A 15,326-nucleotide genomic window follows, 5' to 3' on the forward strand; every position below is an offset into this window, starting at 1 on the left:
GGGTTGGGAGCGGCTGGGGACGGGCACGGCCCCAAATCCGGGGCGGCACCCCAGACGGTGCCCGGGAGCTCAGTGCGCGTGTTCAGCATGGCGGAAAGGCACCGGCATTACGCGTTCCTGGCGGTCGTAAGGCACCCCGACGTGCTTGAGGTAGTCCTCGACCGTGTGGTCGTACTGGCACACCATGACTTCGGCCCCATACTCGGACGCCGCGTCGAAGAACTGGGCCTGCAGGTGCCGGTTGCCGAGGGAGTGCGCCACCACACCCATTTCGTAGATGCTGCGGGCAGCGATGACCAGGACGTCGCTCGGCAGCACGGACACCACGATCAGGTTCGCGTCCTCGACGGCGAGGATGTCGCCGTCGCGCAGGTCCCCGGATCCGGCCGGGAGGCGGATGCCTAGCTCCTTCCCGTGGTCCGTGGTGACGCGCTGGATGCGTTTGACCAATTGGGCACTCGGCAGCACGACCTTCTCCTTGTGGAGGCCGGCGTACTTTTCGGGGTCGGGCAGTTCGTGCAGGTTGCCGAGGATTTTTTCGATGATCATGTGGTTCTCCTCCGGCGATCTAGAAAAGGAAGTAGCGCTGGGCCATGGGCAGCACGTCGGAAGGTTCGCAGGTGACGTCTTCGCCGTCGACCGTCACTTTGTAGGTTTCGGGGTCGACGGCGATGTCGGGCGTTTCGCCGTTGAACTTGAGGTCCGCTTTGCTCAGGTTCCGGATGCCGGACACGGGCCGGATGACGCGTTCCAGGCCAAGCTCTTCCGGGACACCGGCGTCGATCGCCGCCTGGGACAGGAAGGTGATGGAGGACTGCTGCAGCCCCTTGCCGTGGGTGGCGAACATCGGGCGCATGGTGCGTGGCTGCGGGGTGGGGATGGAACCGTTGGAGTCGCCCATGAGTGCGTAGGCAATCTGGCCGCCCTTGAGAACCAGTTCCGGCTTCACACCGAAGAAGGCCGGATTCCAGAGGACGAGGTCGGCGAACTTGCCCACTTCAACAGAGCCAATGGAGTCGGCCATACCCTGCGCGATCGCCGGGTTGATGGTGTATTTGGAGATGTAGCGCTTGATCCTGAAGTTATCGCTTTCCTCGCCCAGGCCGTCTGCAGCACCGTGGCTTGCGCCTGTGCTGTCCCTCCGGGGGTCCTTCAGGACGCCCCGCTGCCGCTTCATGGCGTCGGCCACTTGCCAGGTGCGGATGATGACTTCGCCGACTCGGCCCATGGCCTGGGAATCAGAGGACGTCATCGAGAAGATGCCCAGGTCCTGGAGCACGTCTTCGGCGGCGATGGTTTCGGCCCGGATGCGGGAATCGGCGAACGCCACGTCTTCCGGGATGTCCGGGTTGAGGTGGTGGCACACCATGAGCATGTCCAGGTGCTCTTCGATGGTGTTCCGCGTGTACGGGAGCGTCGGGTTGGTGGATGCCGGGAGTACATTGGGCAATCCGGCGATCTTGATGATGTCGGGAGCGTGCCCGCCGCCGGCACCTTCGGTGTGGAAGGTGTGGATCACGCGGCCGTCGATGGCCTTGATGGTGTCCTCCACGAATCCGCACTCGTTGAGGGTGTCGGTGTGGATGGCTACCTGCACATCGTATTCATCCGCTACGCGCAAGGACATGTCGATCGACGACGTCGTGGCGCCCCAGTCCTCGTGGACTTTGAGGCCCACTGCACCTGCGCGGATCTGTTCAGCGAGCGGCTCGATGGCAGAAGCGTGGCCTTTGCCGAGGAGGCCGATGTTGATCGGCAGCCCCTCCGCAGCTTGCAGCATCCGTGAAATGTGCCATTTGCCGGGCGTGATGGTGGTGGCCTTGGTACCTTCGGCCGGTCCCGTGCCACCGCCCACCATGGTGGTGATGCCGCTGCACAGTGCCGTGGGGATTTGGTCCGGGGAAATGTAGTGGATGTGGGTGTCCACGCCGCCTGCGGTGAGGATCTTGCCCTCGCCCGCGATCATCTCGGTGCTGGCCCCGATCACGATGTCCACGCCGTCGGCGATCTGGGGGTTGCCGGCCTTGCCGATCTTGAAGATGTGCCCGTCTTTGAGCGCCACATCGGCCTTGTAGATTCCGGTGTAGTCAAGGACCACGACGTTCGAAATGACGGTGTCCGGAACGTCGAGGGTCTGGTCCGAGGCTGCGTTGGTCTCAGGCAAACGGCCGTCGCGGGTCACCTGGCCGTTCTGCCCCATGCCGTCGCGGACCACTTTACCGCCGCCAAACATGACCTCTTCGCCGTAGACCGTGTAGTCCTTCTCGATCTCGAGGAAAAGTTCGGTGTCCGCCAAGCGGATGGAGTCGCCCGTCGTCGGGCCGTAAAGGTCTGCGTATTGCTTGCGCGAAATTTCAAAACTCACTGGGCTGTCCCTTCGGTGCTGTTCGCGGAGGCGGGAGCGGAATCAAGCGATCCGTTGACGGCGTTCCGCAGGCCGTAGACTTGGCGGCTGCCCGCAAGCGCAACGAGTTTGACGGTCTTGGAATCGCCCGGCTCGAAGCGCGCTGCCGTTCCGGCGGGGATGTCCAGGCGGCGGCCGTACGCGGCTTCGCGGTCAAAATCGAGGGCCGGATTCGCCTCGGCAAAGTGGTAGTGAGAGCCCACCTGGACTGGGCGATCGCCACGGTTGACGACGTCGACGGCGATTGCCTCGCGTCCGCTGTTGCAAGCGATGGGCTCTGCTTGGAGACGGTACTCACCGGGAATCATGTTGGCCTCCTAGCGGATCGGGTCGTGGACGGTGACGAGCTTGGTGCCGTCAGGGAAAGTGGCCTCAATCTGGACGTCATGGATCATCTCCGGCACGCCCTCCATCACATCCTCACGGCGAAGCAGTGTGGTCCCGTAGCTCATGAGTTCAGCGACGGTTTTCCCGTCGCGGGCGCCCTCAATCAGCTCGTAGCTGATGATCGCCACGGCTTCGGGGAAGTTGAGCTTCAGGCCGCGGGATTGCCGACGGCGGGCGAGGTCGGCCGCGACCACGATCATCAGCTTTTCCTGCTCACGGGGCAAAAGATGCATCGGTTCTCCTTAAAGTTGCGTGCTGCAGAAGCGGACATCAGATCACTCGAGGCTCAGATAAGCCGAGGACGTCGGGGCAGCTACTACGGTTATAACGCCAAACATCAGACATATCCAGCTCGACCCTTCACTGCCCCTCCCGAACGAATTGTGACCAGCCTAAAGCCTTGAGGTTTCCGCCAGATTTCCGTGCTCCTGCGGCATCAGGCCTTCTTAGCGCGGTGCTTCCTGACCTGCCAGACCACCAGAATCGCCACCACAATTACTGCCACCACGGCCGCGGCATCCCGGCCCACCACGCGCGCCACCTCTTCGTACGAATTTCCGGCCACAAAGCCGAGCGTCACGAACAAAGACCCCCAGATAATGCCGCCGCTGAAATTCCAGAACGCGAAGCGCCGGTAGGGCATGCGGCTGAGCCCGGCGAGCGCGGGCATGACGGCACGAAAGAAAGCGGTAAACCGGCCCAGAAGCACCGCGACGCCGCCTTTGTCTTTGAGGAAGTCTTCGGCCTTTTGCAATTGGGCGCGTCTTTTGTCCAGGATCTTCAAGGCCATCACGCGTGGGCCGAAGTGCTTGCCTATTTCGTAGCCCACGGTGTCTCCCGTGATCGCGGCGGTCACCACGATGGCGATCATGGCCCACAATTCGAAAAGCCCGCGGCTTGCAATCACCCCGCCGACCACCGCCGCCGTTTCACCGGGGATCACAAATCCCACAAAGATTGCATCCTCAGCGAACACGAGGGCGAAAACGATGCACGCGATCACGAGCGGGCTGGTATTCAGGAGTCCGTCCAAAAGCGCTTGCATGAAGAACAGTCTGGCAGTTGAGGTCCTCCTTGGGCAGGAGGCGTCAGATCCGGCTGCCGTTGCCCGTCCTGTGTGGGCCAGTCGAGAATGGTGAGTGTGAACGACAGTTTCGCTGACGCGACCTCCCGCCTGTGGCACGCAATCGGCGCCGATGATGCGGATTGGCCCGCCGCCCAGCTAACGACGGGGCCGCGGGCGGTCCTCCCGGCAGCTCTCGACGTGACAGGGCTGGCGACGGGGGCGGTTGCCGTCGCAACCGTGGCCGCAGCGCAGTTTCTCGCGGCTCGCCGCCAGTCAAAGCAGCCAGCGGTGACGGTAGACAGTCGCGAGTCGTGCGCAGCGTTCGCGTCCGAGAGGCTGTTCACCCCGGTCGGCTGGACCCGGCCACCGCTGTGGGACCCCATCGCCGGCAACTATCGTGCAGCGGACGCCTGGATCAGGCTGCACACCAACTACGCCAGCCACCGCGCCGCCGTCGAGCGGGTGCTTGGCGCCCATGACCGCGAAACAGTGCAGGCCGCAGTGGCCGGGTTGCGTGCCGGGGAATTGGAGACGGCGATCGTGGAGGCGGGCGGATGCGCCGGCGTCATGCACAACCGCAGCCAATGGCTCGCCTCGGCTCCGGGGATGGCGACCGCGGGCGCGCCGCCGCTGACCGTCGTCGAGCGCCGCTCATCCGGCGCCGGCACACCGAACGCGATCGGGCAACTGCCCTTCGACGGAGTGCGCGTGCTTGATCTGACGAGGGTGATCGCTGGACCGGTGTGCACCAAGTTCCTTGCCGGCTACGGTGCGGACGTGCTGCGGATCGACCCGCCGGGCTTTGACGAGGTGCCCTCGCTACTGCCTGAGACGACGCTCGGCAAACGTACCGCCGCTTTGGATCTCACGGCCGCAAGCGACCGCGCGATATTCGAGGAACTGCTCGCGGGTGCCGATGTGCTCGTATCGGGACTGCGGGCCGACGCCCTGAAACGCCTGGGCTACGATGACGAAGCCCTGACCTCCGTGAACCCCGGCTTGATCATCGCCAGCCTGGACGCCTACGGCTGGGATGGCCCTTGGCGCAATCGCCGCGGGTTCGACAGCCTGGTCCAGATGAGCTGCGGGATCGCCGACGACGGAGCCACCGCCACGGGCCAAGCGGAGCCGACCCCGCTTCCCGTTCAAGCCCTCGACCACGCGACCGGCTGGCTATTGGCCGCAGCCGTCGCCCGCGCCCTGGCCCGGCGCCTCACCCATACGGTAACGGCCCGCATCCAGGGCTCACTCATCGGCACGGCCAACCTGCTGTACTCGCTGACCCCGCCGAACGACCACCTATCGGTACCTACACCCAACGACTTCACCCTCACAGCAACCACCACGGACTGGGGGCCGGCGCGACGCGTGCCTCTTCCGGGGCGAATCGACGGCGTCGCCGCGCACTGGTCGCAGCAGGCCGGACCGCTCGGTCGCCACGCGGCCGTGTGGGCCACGGCCTAGTTTTCGCTTGGCACAAGTAAACCCCCGGAACCGTGCGGTTCCGGGGGTTCTAGGGTGGGCCCTGTGGGGATCGAACCCACGACCCACGGATTAAAAGTCCGATGCTCTACCAACTGAGCTAAAGGCCCCTGCCGACTGTAGAAACAGCCATAAATACTGTACCTCAAGCTCAAGGCCGTTTTGACACGGGCAGCACCCGCGCCGTCGTGACCTCTTTTAGCGCAAACCCCGGCGCCGCCCCGAGGGCCACTACAGGTGCGCCCCGAGCCCCGCGCAACAGACACTGCGACGAGCCCCAGTCAAGAGTGCACGAGCGAAAACACAGGAGTAGCGTTGGGGCATGAGCGAACAATCGGGACCTCCTGTGTACGGCGGAGCAAATAGGCACCACAAGCCGAAGCCCTTCGCGCCGGTTGACTTCGAGCCGTTTGCCGGCGGAGCGGACCCCGCGCGCGTGTCCGAAGCCGCGCACCTTGCCGCCCAGGCCCTCGTGCGGCGAGGTCGGGATAGCGATGATCCCAAGATCACCAGACGCCTAGTGAAGCTCGCTGACGAGCAAGGCCTGGAAGCCATCGCTGAAATGTGGGCCGAGAGCCCCGCCCGGTCCTTGCCCGGCGCCTTGTGGCGGCTCTATGCATTGCGCGCGGCCACCATGCAGGACTCCGAGCGCATCTCCGTGTACTTCAGGGCCGGCCGGGACACCGCCCAGGTTTCCCACGTTGTGGCAGGCGCCGCAGAGCCGCCGGGAGCCGATGAAATGAAGCAAATGGCGGACGCTATTCTTTCGGGAGCGTTCGACGGCGATTTCGACGTCGCGCTGGAACGCTCAGCCGCGTTTTGCCGCGTCGTCGCGCTCGGCCAAGCCACCCTGGCGGACAGTGCAGAGCATTCCAACGAAGGCCACGCAAGCAAGCTGACCCGGAACTCCCACCAGCTCGTGAAGACTGCGGAAGATCTCGAGCACGCGGCCAATGCGTGGCGCCTCGGAGAGCTGGATTGACATGAAATATAAGGGCGGGGGGCCGTCACAACCACCTCCGGCGCCAACTGTCAATGTTGACTTAGCTCGGACGACGTAGAAAACTGAAACTGGTGTCGAACCGCGAAACCCCCGGGCTTCAACTTATAGCCGCTTCGAGCGGCCTACCGCCGAGAGGCGTATCCGGTTCGGCACCATTTTTATGCCCTTCGGCGAAGACGCCGCCCCACCCCCATCCCTCCCGCCTACCGGAAGCCAAATGAAGCTGCGTCTCTTCCCCCAGGAACCCGCCGGTTTGCAGTTGTTGTCGCAAATGGCCCGCCAGATTCTTGAGGCAACCGGGACGCTTTCTGAGATCTTCGGAGCACCTGTCGCGGAGCACGAACGGCTTGTGGAGGAGATGCACGAACACGAGGCGAAATCCACGGACCTGCATTTCGCCCTCCTGACCCACATGCGCACGAGTTTCGTGAACCCGCTCCCCCGCGAGGACATGTACGCCCTTTCCCGTTTCCTCAACGAGGCGATGGAAAAGCTGGATGCCGCGGCTGAGCTCGTAGCCCTCTACAAACTGGACCGGGTGCCCAAGCGCGCGGCGGACCAGTTGGAGATCATCAGCCGCCAGGCAGAACTCACGGTTGATGCCATGCGCCAGCTGGACGATCTGGACGAGCTCGAGGATTACTGGATCGAGGTCCTGCGGCTGGCCAAGCGTGCTGAGCGCAGCCACCGGACCTGGGTGGCCGAGATGCTCCGCGACATGAAGTCCACCCAGTTTTCGAGGAACCGCGACGTAGCCAACCAACTAGTGGACGTCACCAAGGACATGCGCCGTGTCGCAACGCAGGTAGGCAGCATCATCGTCAAGGAAGCATGAGGTGGCGGTCGCGTTCTTCGCCCTTGTGGTGGTCCTGGCGGCTGGCTTCGCATTCCTGAACGGCTTCCGCGATGTCTCCACCGCCGTCGCGCTCTCCGTGCGGACGCGGGCCCTCACTCCGTCAGTTGCGGTTGTGTTGGCGGCCATCTTCAACTTTGCCGGGGTGCTGCTCAGCGGCGGTTTCGCGCTGGTCTTCAGCCAGGCGTGGGTGGTTCTCCCGTCGGGAATGAACGGGCTCACGATGCTCGCCGCAGGGCTGTGTAGCGCCATCCTATGGGGAATCTACGCTTGGTGGCGCGGCGTGCCGCTCTCGTCAACCCATGCCTTGGTGGGAGGCTTGGTGGGCGCCGGTGCTGCAAGCACAGTGATGGGAGGCAGCTCCGTCAACGAAGTAGACAGTATTTTGCTCGCGCAAGTAGTCTTGCCGTTGCTGCTTTCCCCCCTGATTGCCTTCCTTGGCGCCTATCTTCTCGTGTGGCCTGTCACGTGGGCGGCGCGCTACACCCAGCCCGATGTCGTGCATGGCCGCTTCCGCCATGCGCAGTCCGTCTCGGCCGCTGCCGTCGCGTTCGGTCATGGCCTGCAGGACGGGCAAAGATCCGTAGCGGTGATCCTGTTGGGCGCCGTTGCGGCCGGGGTGTCCGACCCCAATGACCTCCCGTTCTGGGTCATCTTGTTGGTGGCTGTCATGCTCACGGCGGGAACGCTTTGTGGTGGTTGGCGCATCTCGTACACCTTGGGTTACAAGCTGACGCGGGTGGACCCGATGCGGGGATTCATCGCCCAGAGCCTGACCTCGCTGATGTTGTTCGTGGGTGCCATCGGCTTCCACTTGCCGCTTTCCACCACGCACACTGTGACGTCTGCGGTGCTCGGCGCAGGAACCAACCAGAACTTTTCCGTCACAAACCGTCGGATGGTGCTGCGGATCCTGGGGTTCTGGGTCGCGACGCCGTTCGTAACCGCCGCAGTGGCGTGCGTCCTTGGGCTGGCGCTCTCGCCGCTGTCCCGCTGAGTTCAGCGGACCCTTCGCGTCGATTGCTCCGTAACTGCCGTTATGAGCCGCCAAAACGGCAGTTAAAGGAGCAATCGATTGGGCCCACGCCGCCAGGGTTCCCCGGCCGGGGGCCTTCACCGGCGAGGGTGGCGGTGGGGCTTATCCGAACCGGCCGGAGACGTAGTCTTCCGTGGCCTTCTGGGACGGGTTGTTGAAGATGGTAGTGGTGTCCGCGAACTCGATGAGCTTGCCGGGCTTGCCTGTGCCGGCGATGTTGAAGAACGCGGTCTTGTCGGAAACACGCGCAGCTTGCTGCATGTTGTGCGTCACGATCACCACGGTGTACTCGTCCTTGAGCTCATTGATGAGGTCTTCGACTGCCAAGGTGGAGATGGGGTCCAGCGCCGAGCAGGGCTCGTCCATAAGGATGACCTGCGGTTCCACCGCGATGGCTCGGGCAATGCAGAGCCGCTGCTGCTGGCCGCCGGAGAGTCCGGAGCCGGGCTTCTCGAGGCGGTCCTTGACCTCGTTCCACAGGTTGGCGCCGCGCAGGGACTTCTCCACGAGTGCGTCGGCCGCGCCCTTGCTGATCCTCTTGTTGTTCAGTTTCACGCCGGCCAGCACGTTGTCGCGGATGGACATCGTGGGGAACGGGTTGGGCCGCTGGAACACCATGCCGACTTGGGTGCGGACAGTCACGGGGTCCACGCCGGGTCCGTAGAGGTTGTCGCCGTCGAGCAGCACTTCGCCTTCAACGCGCGCGCCCGGAAGCACTTCGTGCATGCGGTTCAACGTGCGCAGGAAGGTGGACTTGCCACAACCGGACGGGCCGATGAATGCCGTGACCGATTTGGCTTCAATGTTGATGTTGACGCCTTCAACGGCCAGGAAGCTGCCGTAGTAGACGTTCAGATCCTTGACGTCGATCCGCTTAGACATGGTGTTCCTTCGGTGCTGTGGTTGGAAGTTTGCTGGTGGCCTGGTGGCTCAACGGCCGGCCTTGGGGGCGAAGATCCGGGCGATCAGCCTGGCGCCGAGGTTCAGGAGCATCACCAGGATGATCAGGACCAGCGCGGCACCCCATGCCCGCTGGCTCGATGGGTCCGGGTTGGACGGCGAGGTCGGGTTCAGGATCTGCGTGTAGATGAACGTCGGCAGCGAGGCCATCCAGCCGCCGAACACGTTGTTGTTGATGGTGGTGGCGAAACCCGCGGTGACCAGGATCGGTGCAGTCTCGCCAATCACGCGGGCGATCGCCAAGGTGACGCCGGACGCGATGCCGGAAATCGCCGTCGGGATGACCACCTTGAGGATGGTGCGCCACTTGCGGACACCCAGCGCGTAAGCCGCTTCACGGAGCTCGTTCGGGACGATCTTGAGCATTTCCTCGCTGGAGCGGACCACCACCGGGATCATCAGGACTGAAAGCGCGACGGCGGCGACCGCACCCGTCTTGGTGCCCGGGCCGACCACTGCGAAGAAGAAAGCTGCGGAAAAGAGACCTGCCACGATCGAGGGGATACCCGTCATGACGTCGACGAAGAACGTAATGGCACGGGCGAGGGCCCGGTCGTTGCCGTACTCAACGAGGTAGATAGCCGTCAGCAGGCCCACCGGAACCGAGATGACTGTGGCGAGCAAGGTGATCTGCACGGTGCCCAGAAGCGCGTGGTAGATGCCGCCGAGGACCTTCGTGCCTTCATCGACGCTCTTGTTGTCGAGGGAACCTGTGACGCCGTTCATGGAAGTCGTCAGGAAGCCGGGGGTGATGATGCCCGGGATGCCGTTCACGAGGACGGTCCAGATCACCGAAATCAGGGGCAGCAGCGCCACAAGGAACGAGCCGACGATCAAGCAGGTGGCGAGCTTGTCGCTCGCCTTGCGGCCGCCTTCGACCGCCGCGCTCCAGCCGACCAGGCCGATCGCGAAGAGGATGGCGGACACGAGGCCCCAGCCGAAGGCGTTGAAGCCGATCAGCGCAAGGATCGCTGCGCCGAGCACAAGCGCGACGGCGAGGACGACATACGGTGCGAATGCGGGCAACTGGCCCTTCGTCAGTGCGGAGCGTTTGCGCGCCACGGGGGCTGTGACAGTCATTAGTTGGCTCCCGAGAATTCTTTGTGCCTGGAGATGATCCAGCGTGCAATCATGTTGACACCCAGGGTGATGACGAACAATACCAAGCCGGCTGCGATCAACGTGCTGACCTTGAGTCCGCTGGCTTCAGGGAAGTTCAAGGCGATTTCCGCGGCGATGGTCTGGTTGCCGGTCTGGATCAGGCTTGCGGTCAGGACGCCGGAGGACAGGACCAGTGCGACGGCCATGGTCTCGCCAAGTGCACGGCCGAGGCCCAGCATGATGGCGCTCACGATACCCGGGCGGCCGAAGGGCAAAACAGCCATCTTGATCATCTCCCAGCGGGTCGCGCCGAGGGCCAGGGCGGCTTCCTCGTGGAGCTTCGGGGTCTGCAGGAAGATCTCCCGCGACAGTGAAGTGATGATCGGCAAAACCATGACGGAAAGGACGATGCTCGCGGTCAGGATGGTCTTGCCGGTAGCCGAAGCCGGGCCTTGGAAAATCGGCAACCAACCCATGTTGCTGGCCAGCCAGCCGTAGGCGGGCGAAATCTGGGGGGCGAGGAACGCCGCGCCCCATGCGCCGTAGACCACGGAAGGAATGGCAGCGAGGAGGTCCACCACGTAGCCAAGGCCCGAGGCAAGCCTGCGGGGCGCGTAGTGCGAGATGAACAGGGCGACGCCGATGGCTACGGGAGTGGCGATCACAAGGGCGATGACGGCGGCAATCAGGGTTCCCACCACGATCGGCCCAATGTAGGCGAAGAAGCCTTGGCCGCCTTGGATGTCCGCGGGTGGAGCCACAAGCGCCGGAATGGCCTGGATTACAAGGAAAAGTGCGACGCCGAAGAGAACCACGAGGATCAGGCATCCCGCGGCCAGGGTGGCTCCGGAAAAGACCTTGTCCCCGGCGCGTCCGGCACCTTGGGAAGTGGTCAAGGAGTTGGTGGTCACTTCACGATCCTTCAGATTCACTCAAAAATGGCCAAGTTCCCCGCCCCGTCCGGTGATGTTTCACCAGCGCGGGACGGGGAACCTCGATATTCAGGGTAGTGGTGCCGCGGTCCGCAGCACCACTACTCCATTGTGGTCCTTAGGCCTTGGCCTTGATGGAGTCAAGAGCGGCCTTTGCCTTGTCCTGCAGCGCCTTGGAGAGCGGAGCGGACTTGGCGGAGCCGGCAGCAGCCTGCTGGCCGGCGTCGGAGACTACGTAGCTCTCGAATGCCTTGACCAGATCAGCGGTTGCCTGCTTGTCGTAGGTGGTGCAGACGACGTGGTAGGAAACCAGGACTACCGGGTAGGCCGAGGAATCCGTGGTGGTGCGGTCGAGCTTGATGGAAAGATCGCCGGTCGGGCGGCCGGCAACAGGCTTGCCCAGTTCAACAGCCTTGGCAGCAGCGGCAGGGGAGATCTTGACGAAGTCCGAGCCAACCTTGATCTGTGCGGTGCCAAGCTTGCCGGAGACTGCGGAGTCGTCAGCGTAGGTCACGGCACCCGGGGTGTCGGTGACGGTCTTGACGACGCCGGAGGTGCCCTTGGCGTTTTCGCCCTTCAAGGATGCCGGCCACAGGCCAGCAGCCTTGTCGGTCCAGACCGAAGGAGCAGCAGATGCGAGGTAGTCCGTGAAGTTCTGGGTGGTGCCGGAGTCGTCAGAGCGGTTGACCGGGGTGACCTTGAGGTCCGGAAGCGTGACGCCGGCGTTCAGGGCGGCGATTGCCGGGTCGTTCCAGTTGGTGATCTGGCCGCGGAAGATCTTCGCAACGGTGTCGGCGTCGAGCTTCAAGTCCTTGACGTTAGGAATGTTGAAGGCAACGGCGATCGGGGAGATGTACACCGGGATGTTGATGGCACCGTCGGTGCCGCACTTGGTCTTTGAGGTGGCCAGCTCAGCGTCGCTCAGGTAGGCGTCAGAGCCTGCGAACTGTGCGGAGCCGTCGAGGATGGCCTTACGGCCTGCGCCCGAGCCGTCCGGGGAGTACTGGACGGTGGCACCCGGGTTCGCGGAAGCGAAGTTGGTCTTCCAGGCGTCCATTGCGGCGCCCTGCGCCGATGAGCCGATACCGGTCAGGGTGCCGGTGACCTTGACGCCTGCGGTGCTCTGGGTGGCTGCCGGGGTGGCGCCGGTTGCGTTGTCTGAACCGCAAGCGGTCAGCGCAAGGGCGCCGACTGCGAGGACCGCGATTGCCGCATTGCGGCCGAAGCGAGTTGCCTTCACTGGGATGTACCCCTTCCAGGGATTCTCTGATGCGTACCGAGGGAGAAAGTCGGCATACGAAAGATTTGCGTACGTGTTTGTACCTTGATTGACGGTAAGAGCCGCAGGTAACGGGATCGGCGGTCCAAAGTGAACGGAAGGTGAACGGCTGTGGACCATTGGCTTACATGTGCAGCGTCGCCCTTGCGCATGGCGTGTCATGAGGGATTAAGTGACGCCCCTCACTTTGTGGCTCGCCCGGCGGGCCGCACTCCGTAAGCCGCTCCTGAATAGACTTGAGCCATGACCGCGCCCCAAGGACTTTCAGCAAGCAGGAAATTCCTGCGGGCGCGGCTCCGCACCGGCTTCATCCGCAGCCGGAACTCGTTGGTTCCGGCCGTCCAGATGACCGTGTGCGCCGTGGGCGCCTACGCGTTCGCTGAATATATCTTGGGGCACTCGGGACCCCTTTTCGCCGCGACCTCGTCGCTGATCGCGCTCGGTTTCTCGCGGGATCCACGGCTTCGCCGGGTGGTGGAAGTCGGGTTTGGCTGCACCCTCGGGATCGTCGTGGGTGATCTGCTCCTTCACTGGCTGGGTTCGGGGATCTGGCAGGCCGCCGTCGTCCTTCTTTTCTCCATCCTGTTGGCACGTTTCCTGGACGGTGGCTCCATTTTCACCACCCAGCTCGGCCTGCAGTCGCTGCTCGTCGTCTTGCTGCCCGCGCCGGCCGGGGGACCGTTCACCCGGAGCATCGACGCCGTCGTGGGCGGGGTTTTCGCGCTCCTCGTCACCATGCTGGTCCCGAAGGACCCACGCAGGGAGCCGCGCCAGGACGTCCGCAAACTCCTGCACGAACTCTCGGAGGTGCTCCGTGAGTGTGCCGACGCATTGATCAACAGCGACTCGACCCAGGCCTGGCATGCCCTCATCCGGGGCCGGAATTGCCAACCCCTCGTGGATCGGATGCGCCAATCCCTCAAGGCCTCCGGTGAGGTGGCCACGCTGGCCCCCGCCTATCGTCGGCACCGCGACGAGCTGACCATGCTGGAGGAATCACTGGATTCCATCGACCTCGCCCTTCGCAATGGACGGGTGTTCGCGCGGAGGCTCACGAGCGCCATCAACCATGCAGCCTTGACGGACGAGGCGACGGACAGCATTTCGGAGGTCCTGCAGGACACTTCTGCAGCCGTCGAGGAGCTGTCGCTCGGTCTCGCGGAAGTGCACGACGGCGCCCGCCGCGCCCACCTGCGCGGTGCTCGGCAGGACTTGGCTGACATTGCCACCCGGCTGCACCCCAAAATGCTGCACGTCCAAAAGCTCGAGGGCGAAACAGTGGTGATGCTCTTCCGGCCGCTCATGGTGGACCTGCTCGAAGCCGCGGGCATGGACCCCCGGGAAGCCCGCGACGTGCTTCCTCCCTTGCAGTGAGTCGCACCTGACTGTCCTACCCCTCCACTAGCCTTGTACGCATGGCTTCCAAGACCTCACGCACTTCCAAGACACCCGCGTACAAATGTGCCGAATGCGGGTGGACCACGGTCAAGTGGGTGGGGCGCTGCGGTGAGTGCCAGGCGTGGGGCACCGTGGAGGAGACCGGCGCCACGGTAGCGCGTACGACGGCGGCAACAACGGTTTTGGAGCCGGCCCGCCGCATAGCCGAGGTAGACGGGACCACGGCCGCTTTCCTGCCCACCGGCGTCGACGAACTGGACCGCGTCCTGGGTGGAGGGCTGGTTCCCGGCGCGGTGATCCTGCTCGCCGGGGAACCCGGCGTCGGGAAATCCACCCTCCTGCTGGATGTCGCTGCGAAGTTCGCCCGCACGGGGCAGGACGTCCTGTACGTCACGGGCGAGGAATCGGCGGCCCAGGTCAAGCTCCGCGCGGAACGGATTGACGCGGTCGCGCATACCCTCTATCTCTCGGCGGAAACGGACCTCGGGCAGGCGCTGGGGCAAGTGGAGAAGCTCGAGCCGAAGCTGCTGATTGTGGACTCGGTACAGACCCTCAGCAGCGCGGATGTCGAAGGTAGCGCCGGAGGCGTTTCACAGGTCCGGGAAGTCGCGGCGTCCATCATCGCCGCCGCAAAGCGCGGCAATATGACCACCCTGTTGGTTGGCCACGTGACGAAGGACGGCGCCATTGCCGGTCCGCGTCTTTTGGAGCACTTGGTGGACGTTGTGTGCCAGTTCGAAGGCGAGCGCCATTCCCGGCTCCGCTTGTTGCGAGCGGTCAAGAACCGCTACGGGGCCACGGACGACGTCGGCTGTTTCGACCTGAATGAAACGGGCATCGAAGGCCTCGCCGATCCCAGCGGGCTTTTTGTATCACGGACACGGGAGCCGGTGTCCGGCACCTGCATCACCGTGACCATGGAAGGCCGGCGCCCGCTGCTGGCCGAGGTGCAGTCGCTCCTGGCCGAAAGTGCCAGCTCACAGCCGCGCAGGGCCACGAGCGGCCTGGACAGCTCGCGCGTCGCCATGCTCCTGGCCGTGCTCCAACAGCGGGCCGGCTGCATCCTGCACAAGGACGACTCCTACGTGGCCACTGTCGGAGGAGTTAAATTGAGCGAACCGGCCACCGACCTGGCGGTGGCGCTTGCCGTGGCCTCGGCAAAGGCGCGCAAAGCACTGCCCCAGCGGCTCATTGCCTTCGGCGAGGTGGGCCTGGCCGGCGAGGTCCGTCCCGTTCCCGGAATCAACCAGCGCATCCACGAGGCCCAGCGGCTTGGTTTCACCCACGCCGTGGTGCCCGCCAGCCCCAACGGACCGGGACCTGTTCCGGAGGGATTCTCGGTCCGCGAGGTGGCACACCTGGCCGAGGCCTTGGAGTTGCTGATCACCTAATGGCCGGGTTGGCCTCGGAGTGTCGGGCGCGGGC

At 64.3% G+C, this 15,326-nt stretch carries 15 protein-coding genes and 1 tRNA gene; 6 read left to right on the plus strand and 10 right to left on the minus strand.

The features are described from left to right. Window positions 1-69: 69 nt before the first annotated feature. The 5 genes from ureE to AB4Z38_RS16645 form a co-directional block, all read right to left on the minus strand. A complete protein-coding gene (gene ureE, locus AB4Z38_RS16625; RefSeq protein WP_441430731.1) occupies window positions 70-549 on the minus strand; it encodes an urease accessory protein UreE in 480 nt (159 codons plus the stop codon). A gap of 19 nt (window positions 550-568) precedes the next feature. Beyond that, window positions 569-2,365: an urease subunit alpha gene (gene ureC, locus AB4Z38_RS16630; protein WP_441430732.1), complete on the minus strand. Its 1,797-nt coding sequence runs from the start codon at window positions 2,363-2,365 to the stop codon at window positions 569-571. Further along, window positions 2,362-2,712, minus strand: coding sequence for an urease subunit beta (locus AB4Z38_RS16635; protein ID WP_441430733.1), 351 nt, complete (start codon window positions 2,710-2,712; stop codon window positions 2,362-2,364). Before AB4Z38_RS16635 ends, ureC begins: the two co-directional genes overlap by 4 nt. A gap of 9 nt (window positions 2,713-2,721) precedes the next feature. Beyond that, complete coding sequence (locus AB4Z38_RS16640) at window positions 2,722-3,024, minus strand: urease subunit gamma (protein WP_078106942.1); 303 nt, start codon at window positions 3,022-3,024, stop codon at window positions 2,722-2,724. 203 nt (window positions 3,025-3,227) lie between these two features. Further along, window positions 3,228-3,836: a DedA family protein gene (locus AB4Z38_RS16645; protein WP_441430734.1), complete on the minus strand. Its 609-nt coding sequence runs from the start codon at window positions 3,834-3,836 to the stop codon at window positions 3,228-3,230. 96 nt (window positions 3,837-3,932) lie between these two features. On the opposite strand from AB4Z38_RS16645, the gene AB4Z38_RS16650 reads away from it, so the two are divergent. Next, window positions 3,933-5,321 (plus strand): CoA transferase, encoded by a 1,389-nt coding sequence (locus AB4Z38_RS16650; RefSeq protein ID WP_441430735.1) that lies wholly within the window; start codon window positions 3,933-3,935, stop codon window positions 5,319-5,321. A 55-nt stretch (window positions 5,322-5,376) separates the two neighbouring features. On the opposite strand, the gene AB4Z38_RS16655 is transcribed toward AB4Z38_RS16650, so the two are convergent. Further along, a tRNA-Lys gene (locus tag AB4Z38_RS16655) sits at window positions 5,377-5,449 on the minus strand. A gap of 212 nt (window positions 5,450-5,661) precedes the next feature. Here AB4Z38_RS16655 and AB4Z38_RS16660 point away from each other — a divergent pair. From AB4Z38_RS16660 to AB4Z38_RS16670, 3 genes are all read left to right on the plus strand, one after another. Further along, a complete protein-coding gene (locus tag AB4Z38_RS16660; RefSeq protein ID WP_364542128.1) occupies window positions 5,662-6,321 on the plus strand; it encodes a hypothetical protein in 660 nt (219 codons plus the stop codon). A gap of 238 nt (window positions 6,322-6,559) precedes the next feature. Then, entirely contained in the window at window positions 6,560-7,177 is a 618-nt protein-coding gene (locus AB4Z38_RS16665) for a DUF47 domain-containing protein (RefSeq protein ID WP_364542131.1), read from the plus strand. 1 nt (window position 7,178) lies between these two features. Next, complete coding sequence (locus tag AB4Z38_RS16670) at window positions 7,179-8,192, plus strand: anion permease (RefSeq protein ID WP_441430736.1); 1,014 nt, start codon at window positions 7,179-7,181, stop codon at window positions 8,190-8,192. Between the two features lie 141 nt (window positions 8,193-8,333). Here the strand turns inward: AB4Z38_RS16670 and pstB are convergent, their stop codons facing one another. The 4 genes from pstB to pstS all read right to left on the minus strand — a co-directional run bounded on the left by pstB (window position 8,334) and on the right by pstS (window position 12,464). Next, window positions 8,334-9,113, minus strand: coding sequence for a phosphate ABC transporter ATP-binding protein PstB (gene pstB / locus AB4Z38_RS16675; protein ID WP_059388353.1), 780 nt, complete (start codon window positions 9,111-9,113; stop codon window positions 8,334-8,336). Window positions 9,114-9,161: 48 nt separating this feature from the next. Then, window positions 9,162-10,271, minus strand: coding sequence for a phosphate ABC transporter permease PstA (gene pstA, locus AB4Z38_RS16680; RefSeq protein ID WP_284980614.1), 1,110 nt, complete (start codon window positions 10,269-10,271; stop codon window positions 9,162-9,164). Then, on the minus strand, window positions 10,271-11,203 hold the full coding sequence (gene pstC, locus AB4Z38_RS16685) for a phosphate ABC transporter permease subunit PstC (RefSeq protein ID WP_441430737.1): 933 nt from the start codon (window positions 11,201-11,203) through the stop codon (window positions 10,271-10,273). Before pstC ends, pstA begins: the two co-directional genes overlap by 1 nt. Window positions 11,204-11,342: 139 nt before the next feature. Beyond that, window positions 11,343-12,464: a phosphate ABC transporter substrate-binding protein PstS gene (gene pstS / locus AB4Z38_RS16690; RefSeq protein ID WP_441430738.1), complete on the minus strand. Its 1,122-nt coding sequence runs from the start codon at window positions 12,462-12,464 to the stop codon at window positions 11,343-11,345. A 282-nt stretch (window positions 12,465-12,746) separates the two neighbouring features. On the opposite strand from pstS, the gene AB4Z38_RS16695 reads away from it, so the two are divergent. Both AB4Z38_RS16695 and radA read left to right on the plus strand, forming a co-directional pair. Next, complete coding sequence (locus AB4Z38_RS16695) at window positions 12,747-13,877, plus strand: FUSC family protein (protein ID WP_441430739.1); 1,131 nt, start codon at window positions 12,747-12,749, stop codon at window positions 13,875-13,877. 41 nt (window positions 13,878-13,918) lie between these two features. Beyond that, entirely contained in the window at window positions 13,919-15,292 is a 1,374-nt protein-coding gene (gene radA, locus AB4Z38_RS16700) for a DNA repair protein RadA (RefSeq protein ID WP_441430740.1), read from the plus strand. The last annotated feature ends 34 nt before the right edge of the window (window positions 15,293-15,326 follow it).

The organism is Arthrobacter sp. 2RAF6 (assembly GCF_052115205.1).
Classification (GTDB): domain Bacteria; phylum Actinomycetota; class Actinomycetes; order Actinomycetales; family Micrococcaceae; genus Arthrobacter.